This is a genomic window from Streptomyces sp. NPDC045968 (assembly GCF_056430475.1).
The window spans coordinates 181,241-197,857 of record NZ_JBWKLF010000008.1 but is presented as its reverse complement, the minus strand read 5'-3'; the positions used below and the strand labels follow the sequence as shown (position 1 = coordinate 197,857).

General features: G+C 70.9%; 16 protein-coding genes. 11 read left to right on the top strand and 5 right to left on the bottom strand.

What is annotated here, in order from left to right; genetic code table 11:
• Positions 1-164 precede the first annotated feature (164 nt).
• The 5 genes from AC07FA_RS23645 to AC07FA_RS23625 all read left to right on the top strand — a co-directional run bounded on the left by AC07FA_RS23645 (position 165) and on the right by AC07FA_RS23625 (position 7,031).
• Positions 165-1,364 (top strand): sensor histidine kinase, encoded by a 1,200-nt coding sequence (locus AC07FA_RS23645; protein ID WP_479078032.1) that lies wholly within the window; start codon positions 165-167, stop codon positions 1,362-1,364.
• 168 nt (positions 1,365-1,532) lie between these two features.
• The gene (locus AC07FA_RS23640; protein ID WP_479078030.1) at positions 1,533-2,888 is read left to right on the top strand and encodes a sensor histidine kinase; all 1,356 of its coding nucleotides are present in this window, start codon (positions 1,533-1,535) and stop codon (positions 2,886-2,888) included.
• Positions 2,889-3,103: 215 nt separating this feature from the next.
• Positions 3,104-3,763, top strand: a complete 660-nt coding sequence (locus tag AC07FA_RS23635) for a response regulator (protein WP_479078267.1) — start codon at positions 3,104-3,106, stop codon at positions 3,761-3,763.
• A gap of 261 nt (positions 3,764-4,024) precedes the next feature.
• Positions 4,025-5,980: a 2-oxoacid:acceptor oxidoreductase subunit alpha gene (locus AC07FA_RS23630; RefSeq protein ID WP_479078029.1), complete on the top strand. Its 1,956-nt coding sequence runs from the start codon at positions 4,025-4,027 to the stop codon at positions 5,978-5,980.
• On the top strand, positions 5,973-7,031 hold the full coding sequence (locus AC07FA_RS23625) for a 2-oxoacid:ferredoxin oxidoreductase subunit beta (RefSeq protein WP_479078028.1): 1,059 nt from the start codon (positions 5,973-5,975) through the stop codon (positions 7,029-7,031). The genes AC07FA_RS23630 and AC07FA_RS23625 overlap by 8 nt, the downstream gene beginning before the upstream one ends.
• A 52-nt stretch (positions 7,032-7,083) precedes the next feature.
• Here AC07FA_RS23625 and AC07FA_RS23620 read toward each other — a convergent pair whose 3' ends face one another.
• Positions 7,084-7,464, bottom strand: a complete 381-nt coding sequence (locus AC07FA_RS23620) for a winged helix-turn-helix transcriptional regulator (RefSeq protein ID WP_479078026.1) — start codon at positions 7,462-7,464, stop codon at positions 7,084-7,086.
• Between the two features lie 109 nt (positions 7,465-7,573).
• On the opposite strand from AC07FA_RS23620, the gene AC07FA_RS23615 reads away from it, so the two are divergent.
• The gene (locus AC07FA_RS23615; RefSeq protein WP_479078025.1) at positions 7,574-8,434 is read left to right on the top strand and encodes an SDR family oxidoreductase; all 861 of its coding nucleotides are present in this window, start codon (positions 7,574-7,576) and stop codon (positions 8,432-8,434) included.
• Between the two features lie 27 nt (positions 8,435-8,461).
• On the opposite strand, the gene AC07FA_RS23610 is transcribed toward AC07FA_RS23615, so the two are convergent.
• Entirely contained in the window at positions 8,462-9,139 is a 678-nt protein-coding gene (locus AC07FA_RS23610; protein WP_479078023.1) for a formylglycine-generating enzyme family protein, read from the bottom strand.
• A gap of 129 nt (positions 9,140-9,268) precedes the next feature.
• Here AC07FA_RS23610 and rarD point away from each other — a divergent pair, with 129 nt between their 5' ends.
• Together rarD and AC07FA_RS23600 are read left to right on the top strand one after the other, a co-directional pair.
• Entirely contained in the window at positions 9,269-10,255 is a 987-nt protein-coding gene (gene rarD / locus AC07FA_RS23605) for an EamA family transporter RarD (protein WP_479078021.1), read from the top strand.
• A 72-nt stretch (positions 10,256-10,327) separates the two neighbouring features.
• Positions 10,328-11,296: an ABC transporter substrate-binding protein gene (locus tag AC07FA_RS23600; RefSeq protein WP_479078020.1), complete on the top strand. Its 969-nt coding sequence runs from the start codon at positions 10,328-10,330 to the stop codon at positions 11,294-11,296.
• A 64-nt stretch (positions 11,297-11,360) separates the two neighbouring features.
• Here the strand turns inward: AC07FA_RS23600 and AC07FA_RS23595 are convergent, their stop codons facing one another.
• The gene (locus AC07FA_RS23595; protein ID WP_479078018.1) at positions 11,361-11,978 is read right to left on the bottom strand and encodes a CGNR zinc finger domain-containing protein; all 618 of its coding nucleotides are present in this window, start codon (positions 11,976-11,978) and stop codon (positions 11,361-11,363) included.
• A 22-nt stretch (positions 11,979-12,000) separates the two neighbouring features.
• Between AC07FA_RS23595 and AC07FA_RS23590 the strand changes: the two genes are divergently transcribed.
• The 3 genes from AC07FA_RS23590 to AC07FA_RS23580 all read left to right on the top strand — a co-directional run bounded on the left by AC07FA_RS23590 (position 12,001) and on the right by AC07FA_RS23580 (position 13,547).
• Entirely contained in the window at positions 12,001-12,450 is a 450-nt protein-coding gene (locus tag AC07FA_RS23590; RefSeq protein WP_479078016.1) for a VOC family protein, read from the top strand.
• A gap of 4 nt (positions 12,451-12,454) precedes the next feature.
• Positions 12,455-12,640: a hypothetical protein gene (locus tag AC07FA_RS23585; RefSeq protein WP_479078014.1), complete on the top strand. Its 186-nt coding sequence runs from the start codon at positions 12,455-12,457 to the stop codon at positions 12,638-12,640.
• An 88-nt stretch (positions 12,641-12,728) separates the two neighbouring features.
• The gene (locus AC07FA_RS23580) at positions 12,729-13,547 is read left to right on the top strand and encodes an HAD-IIB family hydrolase (RefSeq protein ID WP_479078013.1); all 819 of its coding nucleotides are present in this window, start codon (positions 12,729-12,731) and stop codon (positions 13,545-13,547) included.
• Positions 13,548-13,600: 53 nt separating this feature from the next.
• On the opposite strand, the gene AC07FA_RS23575 is transcribed toward AC07FA_RS23580, so the two are convergent.
• Both AC07FA_RS23575 and AC07FA_RS23570 read right to left on the bottom strand, forming a co-directional pair.
• On the bottom strand, positions 13,601-15,784 hold the full coding sequence (locus tag AC07FA_RS23575; protein ID WP_479078011.1) for a SpoIIE family protein phosphatase: 2,184 nt from the start codon (positions 15,782-15,784) through the stop codon (positions 13,601-13,603).
• 104 nt (positions 15,785-15,888) lie between these two features.
• Entirely contained in the window at positions 15,889-16,479 is a 591-nt protein-coding gene (locus tag AC07FA_RS23570; RefSeq protein ID WP_479078010.1) for a TetR/AcrR family transcriptional regulator, read from the bottom strand.
• Positions 16,480-16,617 lie beyond the last annotated feature (138 nt).

Sequence of the window (16,617 nt, the reverse complement as noted above, 5' to 3'; positions counted from 1 at the left end):
CCCCTCGCTCCCTCGAACCTGTTCGACGATCTGTACGCACGGGAGTCTAGGCCCTGCTAATGGGACGGTAAGCAGCCGCGTCGGACAACGGTGGGGTTATCCCTACTTCACCCCACCCACGTACCCCATGGCGTGCGCCGGTCGCGCCCGGCAGGCTGGACCGTATGACCATGAGCCCTTCTGTGCCGGACAACGACCGGCCGCCGCCCGCCCGCTTCGCCCTGGGCCCGTGGGCGTGGAAAGAGATCGCTTACCTGCTGGCCAATCTCCCGATGGCGATTGCCGGTTTTGTTTACACAGTGTTCATGATCGGTGTCGGCGTGGGGCTTTCGGTCACCGTCATCGGTCTGCCGGTGCTGGTGGCCGGTCTCCAGGGCGCCCGCTGGATCGGCCGGATGGAGCGCGGCCGGGCGCGGGCGATGCTCGGGGTGCGGATCGATGAGCCGAGCGCCATGACGCGCGGCCGTCGCGAGACGGGGTTCTTCTCCTGGCTGTGGGCGGGGCTGAAGGACCCGGTGGGGTGGCGTTGCCTGCTGTACGCGTTCATCCGGCTGCCCTGGGGCGTACTGACGTTCGCGGTCGCGCTGGTGAGCCTGTTCGTCCTGTGGCCGGTGCTCCCCTTCATCGCCCGTGGCCTGACCAATGCCGACCGGGCCATGGCGCGGGGGCTGCTCTCCCCCTCCGACGAACTGGAGCGCAGGATCGCCGAGCTGGAGTCGGACCGGGGTGTCGTCGTGGACACGGCCGCCGCCGACCTGCGCCGCATCGAACGCGATCTCCACGACGGAGCCCAGGCACGCCTCGTCGCCCTCGCCATGGGACTCGGCCTGGCGAAAGAGAAACTGACCGACGACCCCGAGGCCGCCGCCCGCATGGTCGACGAAGCCCACGGCGAGGTGAAAGTCGCCCTCCAGGAACTGCGCGACCTCGCCCGGGGCATCCACCCCGCCGTCCTCACCGACCGCGGCCTCGACGCCGCACTCTCCGCCATCGCCTCCCGCTGCACCGTCCCCGTCACCGTGGGGGTCGGACTGCCGGAGCGGCCGGCGGAGGCGATCGAGGGCATCGCGTACTTCACGGTGTCGGAGCTGCTGCAGAACGTCAGCAAGCACAGCGGTGCCCGGTCGGCGTCCGTCGACGTGTGGCGGACCGGCGACCGGTTGATGATCCGGGTGCGGGACGACGGGACCGGCGGCGCGCGGATGGACGGCGGTACGGGCATGGCCGGGCTCGCGGAGCGGCTCGGGGCGGTCGACGGGGTGTTCGTCCTCGACTCGCCGGAGGGTGGTCCGACGACGGTCACGGCGGAGCTGCCGTGGCGGGACCGCGTGGGCGTGGCGCAGAAGCAGAAACAGGAGCAGTAGCCGTAGGAGCAGCGGTGCGGCAGGCCCCCGGGGTGGGGAAAACCCCCGCCCGGATACGGCGACCGGCCTCATGGTGCGGGGCGCCGCCGCACAGCATTCTTGGGAACGAACAGCCCGGTGAGACGCACAGAGCCCGCTGAGAAGAATGAGAAGGAACGGACGGCGCCCATGGCCACGGCATACGGACCGGATACCCGGGACCACCAGAGGTACGGGTCCGGTTCCGGGGACCACCCCCCGACGAAGCACTTCTTTCCGGCGGCACTGCGCGCGCCCTTCGAGGGGCGGACCTGGCGCGAGTTCGGCTATCTGATGCTGAGCCTGCCGATCAGCGCGGTGCTGTTCAGCTTCGCGATCGCCATGACCTCACTGGGCGTCGGCATGCTGATCACCTTCCTCGGGATTCCGATACTCGCCGCCGGTCTCGCCCTGTGCCGGGGCTTCGGCGCACTGGAGCGCACCCGGGCGCGCGCGCTGCTGAACCTGGACGTGGCGGATCCGGCGCCGGCGCGCGGCAGGACGGGCGGCCTGATGTCCTGGGTCGGCGCGGTCCTGAAGAGCGGCGTGTCCTGGCGGCATCTGGTCTACGCGGTGTTGCACTTCCCGTGGGCGGTGTTCGCCTTCTGCGTCTCGCTGACGTTCTGGGCGTACGGGTGGAGTGCGCTCACCTATCCGCTGTGGCGCTGGGTCTTCCCGGTGTACGCGGGGGTCGACGGCATCCAGCTGTACGGGGACAGGGGCCATCAGGTCTACCTCGACTCCCCCTTCGAGCTCGCGGTGACCAGCGCCGTGGGTCTGTTCCTCGTCATGATCACACCGTGGATCATCCGCGGGCTGACGACCGTGGACCGTGTGATGGTGCTCGGCCTGCTGGGCCCGTCCAGGCTGGCGACCCGGGTGACCGAGCTGGAGTCGGACCGGGGTGTCGTCGTGGACACGGCCGCCGCCGACCTGCGCCGCATCGAACGCGATCTCCACGACGGGGCCCAGGCACGCCTGGTCGCCCTCGCCATGGGACTCGGCCTGGCGAAGGAGAAACTGACCGACGACCCCGAGGCCGCCGCCCGCATGGTCGACGAAGCCCACGGCGAGGTGAAAGTCGCCCTCCAGGAACTGCGCGACCTCGCCCGGGGCATCCACCCCGCCGTCCTCACCGACCGCGGCCTCGACGCCGCACTCTCCGCCATCGCCTCCCGCTGCACCGTCCCCGTCACCGTCGATGTGGACCTGGACTCCCGGCCCGCTCAGGCGATCGAGGGCATCGCCTACTTCACCGTGTCGGAGCTGCTGCAGAACGTGAGCAAGCACGCGTCCGCGACCCGCGCCTCGGTGGACGTCTGGCGCGCGTCGAACCGGCTGATGCTCCAGGTCACCGACGACGGCCGGGGCGGCGCCGACGCGGCGGCCGGCAGCGGACTGGCCGGTCTGACCGAGCGGCTGGACGCGGTGGACGGCATTCTGGTCGTCGACTCCCCGGCCGGCGGCCCCACGAAGATCACGGCCGAGCTGCCCTGGCGTGGCTGAACCGGCCATTTTCCCCGCGTACCCCTCCGGCCCCCTGTGTGCACGGCCCGAAAGTGTCCCGGCCCCGCCCACGGGGGCGCCGATCCTGGGATGCTGGACCCGCAAGGGCCAGGACATGGGCCAGGACACGCGTCAGCGGACGCATATCAGCGCGTACACATCAACAGGTCGCGCGCACAGCAACAGTGGGGGGACACAGCGTCGTGGAGGACAGGGTGCGGGTGGTCATCGCCGAGGATTCGGTGCTGCTCAGGGAAGGACTCACCCGGCTTCTGACCGATCTCGGGCACGACGTCGTCGCGGGGGTGGGAGACGCCGAGGCACTGATCAAGACCGTGGCGGACCTCGCCGCGCAGGAGACGCTGCCCGATGTGGTGGTCGCCGATGTACGGATGCCTCCGACCCACACGGACGAAGGGGTGCGGGCCGCCGTACGGCTGCGCAAGGACTACCCGGAGATCGGGGTGCTGGTCCTCTCGCAGTACGTCGAGGAGCAGTACGCCACCGAGCTGCTGGCCGGCAGCACCCGGGGCGTGGGTTATCTGCTGAAGGACCGGGTCGCCGAGGTCCGGGAGTTCGTGGACGCCGTGGTCCGGGTGGCGCAGGGCGGTACGGCGCTGGACCCCGAGGTCGTGGCGCAGCTGCTGGGGCGGAGCCGTAAGCAGGACGTCCTGGCGGGGCTGACGCCGCGCGAGCGGGAGGTCCTCGGCCTGATGGCGGAGGGCCGGACGAACTCGGCGGTGGCCAAGCAGCTGGTGGTCAGCGACGGGGCCGTGGAGAAGCACGTCAGCAACATCTTCCTGAAGCTGGGCCTGTCGCCCAGTGACGGGGATCACCGGCGCGTTCTCGCGGTCCTGACCTACCTGAAATCGTAAAAAGCTGATATTCCGTCAGGCGTCGGCGGAGACGGGGAAGAGGCCGGGAAGACCTGGATCCGAAGAATGAGCGCACGGCGTCTTCGACGAACGGCCGGGGGGCCTGTTAACTATGACGAACCAGGACAAACGCGCGTCTCAAAATGACGTCCACCATATGATCGGTCCAGGGAAGGCGACCCTTACCGAAGTAGGGTGGGTTGCGGGACCGCCGGTGGGCCGGCCGGTCCCGAGCCGCCGCCCCGAGGGAGGTCCAGTTCAGTGACCCAGGTCAGTAGCCCAGCCGAAAAGGCCGACGAGGCCAGCGAGGCTGTCGTGGGGGAACAACGAGCCCCCGTGTCCGGCAGTGCGGGCGGCGCAGGCGAGAAGGAGATCCGCCGCCTGGACCGGGTGATCATCCGGTTCGCGGGTGACTCCGGTGACGGTATGCAGCTCACCGGCGACCGCTTCACCTCCGAGACCGCGTCCTTCGGGAACGACCTCTCGACGCTGCCCAACTTCCCCGCCGAGATCCGGGCCCCCGCAGGCACCCTGCCGGGCGTCTCCTCCTTCCAGCTCCACTTCGCCGACCACGACATCCTCACGCCGGGTGACGCGCCGAACGTGCTGGTCGCGATGAACCCGGCCGCGCTCAAGGCCAACATCGAGGACGTGCCGCGCGGCGCCGAAATCATCGTGAACACCGATGAGTTCACCAAGCGCCCGATGGCGAAGGTCGGTTACGAGACGAGTCCGCTGGAGGACGGGTCACTGGAGGCGTACAACGTCCATCCGGTGCCGCTCACCACGCTGACCGTCGAGGCGCTGAAGGAGTACGGGCTCTCCCGCAAGGAGGCCGAGCGCTCGAAGAACATGTTCGCGCTCGGGCTGCTGTCGTGGATGTACCACCGCCCGACCGAGGGAACCGAGACGTTCCTGCGGCAGAAGTTCGCCAAGAAGCCGCAGATCGCCGAGGCGAACGTGGCGGCCTTCCGGGCCGGCTGGAACTTCGGCGAGACCACCGAGGACTTCGCGGTGAGCTACGAGGTGGCGCCCGCCTCGCAGGCGTTCCCCACGGGCACGTACCGCAACATCTCCGGCAACCTCGCCCTCTCCTACGGACTGATCGCCGCAGGTCAGCAGGCTGATCTGCCGCTGTATCTGGGGTCGTACCCGATCACGCCGGCCTCGGACATCCTGCACGAGCTCAGCAGGCACAAGAACTTCGGCGTGCGGACCTTCCAGGCCGAGGACGAGATCGCGGGCATCGGTGCCGCGATCGGTGCCGCGTTCGGCGGTTCGCTCGCGGTGACGACCACGTCCGGTCCCGGTGTGGCGCTCAAGTCGGAGGCCATCGGGCTCGCGGTCTCGCTCGAACTTCCGCTGCTCATCGTCGACATCCAGCGCGGCGGCCCCTCCACGGGGCTGCCCACCAAGACCGAACAGGCCGACCTGCTCCAGGCCATGTTCGGGCGCAACGGCGAGGCCCCGGTGCCGATCGTGGCGCCGCGGACCCCGGCCGACTGCTTCGACGCCGCGATCGACGCGGCGCGCATCGCCCTGCGCTACCGCACCCCGGTGTTCCTGCTCTCCGACGGCTACCTGGCCAACGGTTCCGAGCCGTGGCGCATCCCCGAGGTCGACCAGCTCCCCGACCTGCGGGTGCAGTTCGCCATCGGGCCCAACCACGAACTGGCCGACGGCACCGAGGTGTTCTGGCCGTACAAGCGCGACCCGCAGACCCTGGCCCGCCCCTGGGCCGTGCCCGGCACCCCCGGCCTCGAACACCGCATCGGCGGCATCGAGAAGCAGGACGGCACGGGCAACATCTCGTACGACCCGGCCAACCACGACTTCATGGTCCGCACCCGCCAGGCCAAGGTCGACGGCATCGAGGTCCCCGACCTGGAGGTCGACGACCCCGCGGGCGCCAGGACCCTGGTGCTCGGCTGGGGTTCGACGTACGGGCCGATCACCGCGGCCGTCCGCCGGCTGCGGGCGGCCGGAGAGCCCATCGCCCAGGCCCACCTGCGCCACCTCAACCCCTTCCCGAGGAATCTCGGTGAGGTGCTGAAGCGTTACGACAAGGTGGTCGTCCCGGAGATGAACCTCGGTCAGCTGGCGATGCTGCTCCGGGCGAAGTACCTGGTGGACGCCCACAGTTACAACCAGGTCAACGGAATGCCGTTCAAGGCCGAGCAGCTCGCCACAGCTCTCAAGGAGGCCATCGATGCCTGACACCAACGAGCTTCTTCAGCTGGTGCCCAAGGCCGAGGCGAAGCAGTCCATGAAGGACTTCAAGTCCGACCAGGAAGTGCGCTGGTGCCCGGGGTGCGGTGACTACGCGGTCCTCGCCGCCGTCCAGGGCTTCATGCCCGAGATGGGCCTGGCGAAGGAGAACATCACCTTCGTCTCCGGCATCGGCTGCTCCTCCCGTTTCCCGTACTACATGAACACGTACGGGATGCACTCCATCCACGGCCGCGCCCCCTCCATCGCGACCGGGCTCGCCACCTCGCGCCGCGACCTGTCGGTCTGGGTCGTCACCGGTGACGGCGACGCGCTGTCCATCGGCGGCAACCACCTGATCCACGCGCTGCGGCGCAACGTCAACCTGAAGATCCTGCTGTTCAACAACCGGATCTACGGGCTGACGAAGGGCCAGTACAGCCCCACGTCCGAGGTCGGCAAGATCACCAAGTCGACGCCGATGGGCTCGCTGGACGCGCCCTTCAACCCGGTGTCGCTGGCGATCGGCGCGGAGGCGACCTTCGTCGCCCGTACCGTCGACTCCGACCGCAAGCACCTCACGAGCGTGCTGCGCGCGGCGGCCGACCACCCGGGCACGGCCCTGGTGGAGATCTACCAGAACTGCAACATCTTCAACGACGGTGCCTTCGAGGTCCTGAAGGACAAGGAGCAGGCGCAGGAGGCGGTGATCCGGCTGGAGCACGGCGAGCCGATCCTGTTCGGCGCCGAAGGCTCCAAGGGCGTCGTACGGAACAGCGTCACCGGCGATCTGGAAGTGGTCGCGGTCACCGAGGAGAACCGGTCGCAGATCCTGGTCCACGACGCGCACGCCGCGTCACCGGCCACGGCCTTCGCCCTCTCCCGGCTCGCCGACCCGGACACCCTGCACCACACCCCCATCGGGGTGCTGCGCAGTGTCGTCAGGCCGGTCTACGACACCCTGATGTCCGACCAGCTGGACACCGCCATCGAGCGGGACGGCAAGGGTGACCTGAGCGCGCTGCTCACGGGCAGCGACACCTGGACGGTGGTCGGCTGACCGGCCGCCACCCCCATACGCACCACCGAGGCCCGGAGCCGACCCCGAACGGTCAGCTCCGGGCCTCGTCGTATGCCTCGCGCGCGGCCTGGACGACCGGGACCTGCCGCTCGGTCCAGCGCGCCAGCGCCCACACCTGTTCGGCGGCCTCCCGGCCGAGCGGGGTGAGGGAGTAGTCCACCCGCGGCGGGATCACCGGCTTGGCGTCCCGGTCGACGAAGCCGTCGCGCTCCAGGGTCTGGAGGGTCTGGGCGAGCATCTTCTCGCTGACCCCGCCGACCGTGCGGCGCAGTTCGCTGAAGCGGTACGAGCGCTCCAGCAGCGCGGCGAGCACCAGAACGCCCCAGCGGCTCGTGACGTGTTCCAGCACCAGGCGGGAGGGGCACATCGCCTGGTTGACGTCGGGGACTTTGTCGCTTGCACTAACGGTCATGCCAGTACCTTACTTCAAAGTGGGTACTTTCTCTAGGTTAGTACCCCCCGTACAGTGAGCGACGGAAAGCCGGACAACGGCCCGAAGAACCACCGAAGGAGCAGCCCCCATGAGCATCGTCGTCACCGGAGCCACCGGAGCGCTCGGCCGCCTCGTCATCGACCAGCTGCTCGCCACCGTCCCCGCCGGGTCGGTCGCCGCCGTCGTCCGCGACAAGGAGAAGGCCGCCGGCCTGGCCGCGCGCGGAGTCGAGCTGCGCATCGCCGACTACGACCGCCCGGAGACGCTGGCCGAGGCCTTCCGGGCCGGTGACCGGGTGCTGCTCGTCTCCGGCAACGAGGTGGGCCGGCGGATACCGCAGCACACCGCCGTGATCGACGCGGCGAAGGCGGCGGGCGTCGCCCAGCTCGCGTACACCGGAGTGCTCGGCGGGCCCGACGCCGACTTCCAGCTGGCCGCCGAGCACCAGGTCACCGAGCAGCTGATCCTCGACTCGGGGCTGCCGTACACCTTCCTGCGCAACGGCTGGTACACGGAGAACTACACGGGGAATCTGGCACCGGTCCTGGAGCACGGCGCCGTGGTCGCCAGCGCGGGCGAAGGCCGCGTCGCCTCCGCCGCGCGCGCCGACTACGCGGCGGCCGCCGCGGCCGTGCTCACGGGCGAGGGCCACCTGGGCGCCGCGTACGAGCTGAGCGGCGACGTCGCCTGGTCGTTCGCGGAGTACGCGTCGGTGGTCGCCGAGGCGACGGGCAAGGAGATCGCGTACCAGAACGTCCCGGCCGCCGCGCACCAGGAGATCCTGGTCGGCGCGGGGCTGCCCGAGGGCTTCGCGGCGATCCTGGTCGATGTCGACGAGGCGATCGGGCGGGGGCTGCTCGCGGGGACCAACGGCGACCTGTCCCGTCTGATCGGCCGTCCGACGACGCCGCTCGCGGACTCGGTGAAGGCAGCGGTCGCGGGCGTCTGACCCGCCCCGCCGGGGCCGGGGCGGCGCTCAGGGCCGGACGGACCGGGCCACGCGGAAGCCCACGTCGTCGATCCGGAAGGTCGGGTGGCTGCGTCGCCGCACCGAGGCCCGGCAGCTCCAGGGCTCGTCGAACCAGCCGCCGCCCCGCAGCACCCGGTAGGTGCCGTAGACCTCGGCGTCGTAGACGTCCCAGCACCACTCCCAGACGTTGCCGAGCATGTCGTACAGGCCCCAGGAGTTGGGCTCCCTGCCGCCCACGTCGTGGATGCGCTCCCCCGCGTTGCCGCGGTGCCAGGCGATGGCGTCGAGCTGCCCGTACCTCGCCCCGTCCGTGCCGGCGCGGCACGCGTGCTCCCACTCGGCCTCGGTCGGCAGCCGGTACCCGTCGGCCGCCGTGTCCCATGCGACGGTCTCGGGCCGACCCGGCTCGACGGCGTACGCGGGCGTGTACCCCTCCTGCCGCGACAGGGCGTTGCAGAAGCCGACGGCGTCCAGCCACGAAACGCCCTCGACGGGCACCTGGTCACCCGTCGCCGTGCCGGGCCGCAGACCGGTGACCTCCGCGTACCGGCCCTGGGTCACCGGACACGCGGCGAGCCGGTAGGGCGCGAGCTCCACCGGCCAACTGCGCTGCGTACGCCGGTCGGACAGCGTCACCCGTCCCGCCGGTACGGCGACCATCTCGTTCTCGGTGCTCAGCTCCATGGCCGGAGAGCCTAGAGGGGTGTCGCGGGTGTCACGACCGTTTCCCTGAGACGGCCATGACACGGCACCCCCGGCGGCGCTACCGTCGTCAGGTCGGCCGTTCCGTCGACGCGGACACAGGGAGGGCCCGTGACGGGGAAGAACGAACAGCGGGCGGGACTGCTGTACGGAATCGGCGCCTACGGGATGTGGGGCATCGTCCCCCTCTTCTGGCCGCTGATGAAGCCGTCCGGGGCGGTCGAGATCCTCGCCCACCGGATGGTCTGGTCGCTGGGCGTGGTCGGCATCGCCCTTCTCCTCGTACGCCGTTGGGCCTGGGTCGGCGAACTGGTCAGGCAGCCCCGGAAGCTGGGGCTGATCGCGATAGCGGCGGCCGTCATCACGGTCAACTGGGGGCTCTACATCTGGGCCGTCAACAACGGCCAGGTCGTCGAGGCCTCGCTCGGCTACTTCATCAACCCGCTCGTCACCATCGCCATGGGCGTCCTGCTCCTCGGTGAACGGCTGCGGCCCGCGCAGTGGGTGGCGGTCGGGACCGGATGCGCGGCGGTGCTGGTACTGGCGATCGGGTACGGGCGTCCGCCCTGGATCTCGCTGACGCTGGCGTTCTCCTTCGCCACGTACGGTCTGGTGAAGAAGAAGGTCAACATGGGCGGCCTGGAGTCGCTGGCCGCCGAGACCGCGGTGCTGTTCCTGCCCGCGCTCGGATTCCTGCTGTGGCTGGGGGCGACCGGCGAGGCGACGTTCACCGCCGGAGGCGCCTGGCACGGGGTGCTGCTCGCCGCCACGGGCATCGTCACGGCCGCCCCGCTGGTCTGCTTCGGCGCGGCGGCGATCCGCGTACCGCTGTCCACGCTGGGGCTGTTGCAGTATCTGGCGCCGGTCTTCCAGTTCATGCTCGGCATCCTCTACTTCCACGAGGCGATGCCGCCCGAGCGCTGGGCCGGATTCTCGCTGGTGTGGCTGGCGTTGACGCTGCTGACCTGGGACGCCCTGCGGACGGCGCGACGGACGAGGGCGCAGGCGGTACGGCTGGCCGGGGCGGCGGCGGGCGGTTCGGTTCCCCTCACGCCCCCTGTGGAAGCCGTTCCGCCGGGGCGTACGATGTCGACTTAGCCAAGCCTTACCAAACCTAGAACCGGTGAGCGTTCGGCGCCGACCCGAACCGCCCCACCCGAAAGGCACCTCATGTCCCGCACCTCTCGCCGCGCCCTCACCGCGGGCGCGCTGGCCCTGACCGGCGCGCTGGCCCTGTCGGCCTGCGGCTCGTCGGACCCGGACGGCGGCCCCACCGCCGCTCCGGCGAAGACCCGCACGGTCGAGACGGTGATGGGCGACGTGAAGGTGCCCACGAACCCCGAACGGGTCGTGGTCCTGGACACCGGCGAGCTGGACTCCGCGCTCTCCCTCGGTGTGCGGCCGGTCGGCGCGACGCACGCGGCGACCGAGGACGGCTTCCCCTCGTACCTGCCGAAGGACGAGGTGGCGGACATCAAGGTGGTCGGCGAGATCGCCAACCCCAACCTGGAGACGGTCGCATCCCTCCAGCCGGACCTGATCCTGACGAGCAAGGTCCGTGACGGCGCTCGTTACGAGCAGCTCAGCGCCATCGCCCCGACCGTGATGACGGAGTCCACCGGCACCGCCTGGAAGGAGAACTTCCAGCTGCACGCGGACGTGCTCAACAAGAAGGCCGAGGCCGAGAAGGTCGTCGCCGCCTACGACGCGCACGTGGCGAAGGTACGGGAGGCGATCGGCGGCAAGGAGAAGGCGGCGGCCACCGAGGTCAACTTCGTCCGCTTCGTCGAGGGCGCCGACATCCGTATCTACGGCAAGCAGAACTACATCGGCACGCTCTTCGCCGACATCGGTGTGGGCCGCCCCGCGATCACCGACAAGGCCAAGGACGGCTTCTCCTACGACGTGAGCCCCGAGAAGATCGACCTCGCGGACGCCGACGTCATCTTCACGTCCACGTACGGCGACCCGGCGAAGGCCAGGACGACCGAGACGATGAACAGCGGTCTGTGGAAGGGCCTGAAGGCGTCCAAGGACGGCAAGGTCGTCGAGGTCGACGACCGTCTGTGGATCGCGGGCATCGGGTACACGGCCGCGGACAAGATCCTGGACGAGTTCCAGGCGGACATGACCTCCTGACCTCGCGCCGTCAGCGCTCAGCACCCGACAGCGGGCCCCGGACGATCCGGGGCCCGCTGTCGTGTCACGCGTCCCCTTCGGCGGCCGCCGTACGCGCCCGGTGGGCCCGCACCTTGTGGCGGTTTCCGCAGCGCTCCATCGCGCACCAGCGCCGCCTGCCGGGGCGCGAGGTGTCCACGAAGAGCAGCGCGCAGTCGTGGGACCCGCAGACGCGCACCCGCTCGGCGAACGGACCGGTGAAGAGGTCCACCGCGTCGCGGGCGACCGTCGACAGCAACGCGGTGCCGGTCGCACCCGGCGCCCACGCGCGGCATCCGTCGGCGCCGATCCGGGCCACCAGGGGCGGCGCGGCGGCCACGGCGTTTACCACGTCCAGATCCTCGGGGCCGGGCTCCCGCCCCTCCGCACGGCTCCCGGCCAGCCTCCAGAGAGACGAGCGCAGTTCCCGCGCGCGCTCCAGCTCCGCCGTACTCACCGAGAGCGCGAGACCTGCGGGCAGCCTGCTCTCCCCCGCCCACCGGACCAGATCGCCGGGCTCGTGCAGCACCTCGTACACCGCGTAGGGCCCGATTCCGCCGGTGGGCAGCAACTCCAGGCACAGGGTGCCCGGATCGAAGCGGAACGGGCGCCCCTCCCGCGGACGGAGCAGCAGCCCCGGCGTGTCTGTTGCCACCTCGTCCATGTAACCACTATAAACGGTTTCCATGACTCTGGACTGGAAAGTCGTCATCGACGCCGCCGACCCGCACGCCCAGGCCGACTTCTGGGCCGAGGCCCTGGGGTACGTGGTCGAGGACCACAGCCCCCTGATCGAGGAGCTGCTCGGCCTCGGGGCCGTGCCCGAGGCGGCGACCACCGAGGCACACGGCCGTCGCGCCTGGCGTGACCTCGACGCGGCGCGGCACCCGGACGATCCGTACGAGGAGAAGTCCGGTACGGGTCTCGGGCGCCGACTGCTGTTCCAGCGCGTAGCGGAGCCCAAGACGGTGAAGAACCGGGTCCACCTGGACCTGCACGCCGGCCCCGAGCGCCGGGAGGCGGAGGCGGCCCGGCTGGTGGAGCTGGGTGCGAGCGTCCTGCGCACCGTCGAGGAACAGGGCGGGACCTGGGTGGTGCTCGCCGATCCGGAAGGCAACGAATTCTGCGTGCAGTAGCGGCGTGTGCATCACGCTTCTTGAGGCCGCCCCCGAGTGGACGCCGCCGGCCCACACCCCGCTGAACCACACGGACTCGGTCGCCACGGTCTTCGCCGGCGCCGACTGCGAAGGCCCCTTCTTCCACCTCCGCGCGAACGGCGGGCACGCGTCGGAGCGGCTCAAGGTCCGCTCCGTGGTCTTCAGCTGACCCGCCGCCTCCCGGCAGACCGCGAGCCCCGGTACGCACCGCGACAGCGGTCGTACCGGGGCTCCGTTCACTCCATAGGGTGGCCCTCATGCCCACCCCACCCGCACCTTCATTCACTCTGGTCGCCACAGATCTGGACGGCACGCTGCTGCGCCCCGGCGACCTCGTCAGCCCCCGCTCCCGCGCCGCGCTCGCCCTCGCCGCATCGGCCGGCGCCCGGCATCTGGTGGTCACGGGCCGCCCCGTGCCCGGCATACGCGGGCTGCTCGCGGTACTGGGCTCCGACGGCCCGGTCGTCTGCGGGCAGGGAACCCAGCTGTACGACGCCGGGACCGGCCGCCTGCTGCGTTCCGTGACGCTCGACCGGGAGCTGGCCGCGACCGCGCTGGGCAAGATCGAGGCGGAGGTCGGCGCGGTCTTCGCGGCGGTGGACCAGGACGGTGTCGAGGGCCGGACGCTGATCGAGCCGGGCTATCTGATGCCCCACCCGACCCTGCCCGCCGCACGGACACCCCACCGTGCCGCCCTGTGGGCGAGCCCCATCATCAAGGTGCTGGTGCGCCACCCCGAGCTCTCGGACGACGCCCTGGCGTCCGCCGCCCGCGCGGTCGTGGGCGATCTGGCCACCGTCACCATGGCGGGCCCCGGCACGGTCGAACTGGCACCGTACGGCGTCGACAAGGGCACCGGACTCGCTCTCGCGGCCGAAGCGCTCGGCCTGGACCCGGCCGGTGCGATCGCCTTCGGTGACATGCCCAACGACCTGCCGATGTTCAGGCGGTCCGGGCACGGGGTGGCGATGGCCAACGCACATCCCGAGCTGAAGGCGGCGGCGGACGAGGTGACGTCGTCGAACGAGGAGGACGGAGTGGCCGAGGTCCTGGAGCGGGTGTTCGGCCGAGGCTGAGGGCACCGAGGCCGGGGCGGGGCCAGGGACGGGGCAGGGCACGGAGCAGGTGTTCAGGAAGCGGCCGTGTCCGCGTCCTCGGCCGGTTTCACGTCCTGCTCGGTCCACAGCGCCTTGCCGTCGCGGCTGAACCTCGTACCCCAGTGGGTGGCCAGCTGCGAGACGATGAACAGCCCGCGTCCGCCCTCGTCGACGGTGCGGGCATGCCGCAGATGCGGCGCCACCGAACTGCTGTCATGGACCTCGCAGGTGAGCGTGCGGTCCAGCAGAAGCCGCAGCTGGAGCGGCGGAGTGCCGTACCGGACGGCGTTGGTGATCAGTTCGCTGACGATGAGTTCGGTCGCGTAGACCGACTCCTCGTCGAGCCCCCAGGCTTCGAGCTGTTCGCGCACCAGCCCGCGCGCCACGCTCGGGGTCGTACGGTCGTGCGCCAGCTGCCAGGTCGCGACGTGCTCGGCGGGAACCGTGCCGGTGCGCGCCAGCAGGAGCGCCGCGCCGTCCGGGTGGGAGTCGGCGGGCAGGGTGTAGACGACGCGGTCGCACAGCTCCTGGAGCCGCGTATCCGGGTGGGCGAGCGCCTCCTGGATACGTGTGGCCGAGCCGGTGCCGGTCAGGAACGCACCGGTGAAGAAGGCGAGGACACTGCCCTCTTCGAGGGTGAGGGAGGTGGGCGCGAAGGGCGCGGCGTCGTCCGAGAAGAGGCCGGGGCCCTCGGGGACGTCGGTCTCCAGCGGGGTGCCGTCGGGGCCGACGACCACGGGTTCCGGGTGACCGGCCCGGGCGATGGTGCAGGTGCGGGCGAACGGGTCGTAGACGCCGTACATGCAGGTCGCGGTCAGCGTCTCCTTCTGCAGGGAGTCGCCGGGCGGCAGCGCGGCCCGTTCCTGGGCGAGACGGTCGGCGGTGTCCTTGAGCCGGGCCAGCACCTCGTCGGGTTCCAGGTCGAGACCGGCCAGCGCCTGGATGACCGTGCGCAACTGGCCCATGGCGATGGCCGTCTGGAGGCCGCGTCCGGCGACCGTGCCGATGACCAGGGCGGTGCGCGCCCCGGACAGCGCGATGGTGTCGAACCAGGAGCCGCTGTTGCGCCCGGCCAGCAGGACGTGCGCCGTCTCCACGGCGGTCCGGGGGCCCTGGTCCTGCGGGAGCAGCCGGCGCTGGACCGTCGAGGCGATCACATGGTCGCGCTCGTAGCGGCGGGCGTTGTCGATGCTCAGCGCGACCCGGGCGCCCGCGGCCCGCGCTAGGCTCTCGTCCTCCTCGTCGAAGGGTTCCGCCCCCTCGCACCGGTAGAGGCTCAGCAGCCCGAGGACCGTGCCGCGCAGCGTCAGCGGGACGACCATCAGCGAGCGGGCGCAGGTCCCCTCGATCAGCCGGGCCGCGTCGGGGTCGGCCTCCAGCCACGGGGTGTTCTCGTCGAGCCGGACGACACGGACCGTGAGGTCCGAGGCGGCCAGGGCGTACGGGGTCCGGGGGGCCAGCCGCCGCATCTCCGGGACCCGCATCGCCCCGCCCCCACCGGCCCTGCCGGCCTCTGAGCCCTCGTCGCCCGACGGGTCCTCCTCGCCCACGTCTCCCTCCTCGGCCCCGAAGCCCCGGAACCCCGTACCGGCCGCCCGCCTCAGCGTGACGTCGGGGCCCAGCGGCCCCAGCGGCGGATCGGCGCCGCGCAGCACGTCGTCGACCACCTCGATGACCGCGAAGTCGACGAACTCCGGCACCACGGCGTCGACGAACGCCTGGCAGGTGGCCGCCACGTCCAGGGAACTGCCCACCCGTTCCCGGATCGCGGTCAGACACCTCTCCCGCGCCTGCACCCTCTCCCGGTCGGTGACGTCCACGACGGCTGCCAGCAGACCGATGGGCAGGCCCGCCTCGTCGTCCAGCCGGTACACGGACACCGACAGGCTGCGCAGGGGGCCCTCCGCGCCCGTGAACCGTCCGCGGAGCAGCCGTCCCAGCACGGGGACTCCGGTGCGCAGCACCTCCCGCAGCAGCTCCGCCGTCTCCTGCGGCTCGTCGATGCGGTAGACCTCGTCGAAGCGGCGGCCGAGCAGCCGGTCGACCGGTCCCATGTCGGTGAGGAGGTTGACCCGCACGAGCCGGAGCTCGGTGTCGAGCACGTGCAGGCCGACCGAGGACTGGTCGAAGAGGGTGTTCAGGAGCGCCGCTCCCAGGCCCTCGGGGGCCTCGCCCCACACCCGGGGCCCCGGCCCTCCCGTACCTGCGTCCGCCACGGATTCACCCCACGTCGATGGCTCGGCGCACCTCGCGCCCCGGCCTGCTTCAGACCAGCATCGAGCCACCCCGCCCGCTCCGCCACCGGATCACGGCGGCGGGGTCAGGCCTCCGGTGCCCGCAGCGAACGCAGCACGTGGTCGACGAGCGCGGCGACGGTGGCGTCGTCCTGCGGCGGTTTGCGCAGCACATGGCGGTAGTAGACGGGTCCGTAGAGCATCTCCACCGCGAGCGGCAGGTCCGCGTCCGCGGGGATCTGCCCCTGCTCCTGGGCCTGGCGCAAACGCGCCACAGCGCGTGCGAAGCGCGGTTCGACCAGGTCTTCCCTGACGGCCTTCGCGAGGGCGTCGTCGTGGTGGACCTCGGAGAGGATCCCCGCGTAGGCCGGGCCGAACGGCGAGGTGGACAGGAGTCTCACCGCGGCGCAGATGTGTGTACGCAGGTCGGCGGCGATGTCGCCGGTGTCGACGAACGGGGTGGCGTCGACGAGACCCTCGGTGAAGGCCTCCAGCATCACCGCGCCCTTCGACGGCCACCAGCGGTAGATCGTCTTCTTGCTCACGCCCGCGCGGGCGGCGATGGCCTCGACGGTGACGCGGGCATAACCCTTCTCCGCACACAGGTCGAGTGCGGCCTGAAGCGTGGCCTTGCGTGATCGCTCGCTCCTGCGCTGGGAACTCGGCGATGTGATCATTCGGTGAGCATAGGTGGATTCGAGCCATTCCTTGTTGACAGCGTGTCGTCAGAAGTCGAACAATAACCACGCGGAAACGGAACGTGCCGTGTCGCCACGTTCCTGCTGTTCGCACCGTTCGTGCCGTCGTGCCGCGGC

What these genes read in the sequence shown, in the direction of transcription:
- AC07FA_RS23645 (WP_479078032.1), top strand. Translation starts at nt 165, where the DNA reads ATGACCATGAGCCCTTCTGTGCCGGACAACGACCGGCCGCCGCCCGCC.
- AC07FA_RS23640 (WP_479078030.1), top strand. Translation starts at nt 1,533, where the DNA reads ATGGCCACGGCATACGGACCGGATACCCGGGACCACCAGAGGTACGGG.
- AC07FA_RS23625 (WP_479078028.1), top strand. Translation starts at nt 5,973, where the DNA reads ATGCCTGACACCAACGAGCTTCTTCAGCTGGTGCCCAAGGCCGAGGCG.
- AC07FA_RS23620 (WP_479078026.1), bottom strand. Translation starts at nt 7,464, where the DNA reads ATGACCGTTAGTGCAAGCGACAAAGTCCCCGACGTCAACCAGGCGATG.
- AC07FA_RS23615 (WP_479078025.1), top strand. Translation starts at nt 7,574, where the DNA reads ATGAGCATCGTCGTCACCGGAGCCACCGGAGCGCTCGGCCGCCTCGTC.
- AC07FA_RS23610 (WP_479078023.1), bottom strand. Translation starts at nt 9,139, where the DNA reads ATGGAGCTGAGCACCGAGAACGAGATGGTCGCCGTACCGGCGGGACGG.
- AC07FA_RS23600 (WP_479078020.1), top strand. Translation starts at nt 10,328, where the DNA reads ATGTCCCGCACCTCTCGCCGCGCCCTCACCGCGGGCGCGCTGGCCCTG.
- AC07FA_RS23595 (WP_479078018.1), bottom strand. Translation starts at nt 11,978, where the DNA reads ATGGACGAGGTGGCAACAGACACGCCGGGGCTGCTGCTCCGTCCGCGG.
- AC07FA_RS23590 (WP_479078016.1), top strand. Translation starts at nt 12,001, where the DNA reads ATGACTCTGGACTGGAAAGTCGTCATCGACGCCGCCGACCCGCACGCC.
- AC07FA_RS23580 (WP_479078013.1), top strand. Translation starts at nt 12,729, where the DNA reads ATGCCCACCCCACCCGCACCTTCATTCACTCTGGTCGCCACAGATCTG.
- AC07FA_RS23570 (WP_479078010.1), bottom strand. Translation starts at nt 16,479, where the DNA reads ATGATCACATCGCCGAGTTCCCAGCGCAGGAGCGAGCGATCACGCAAG.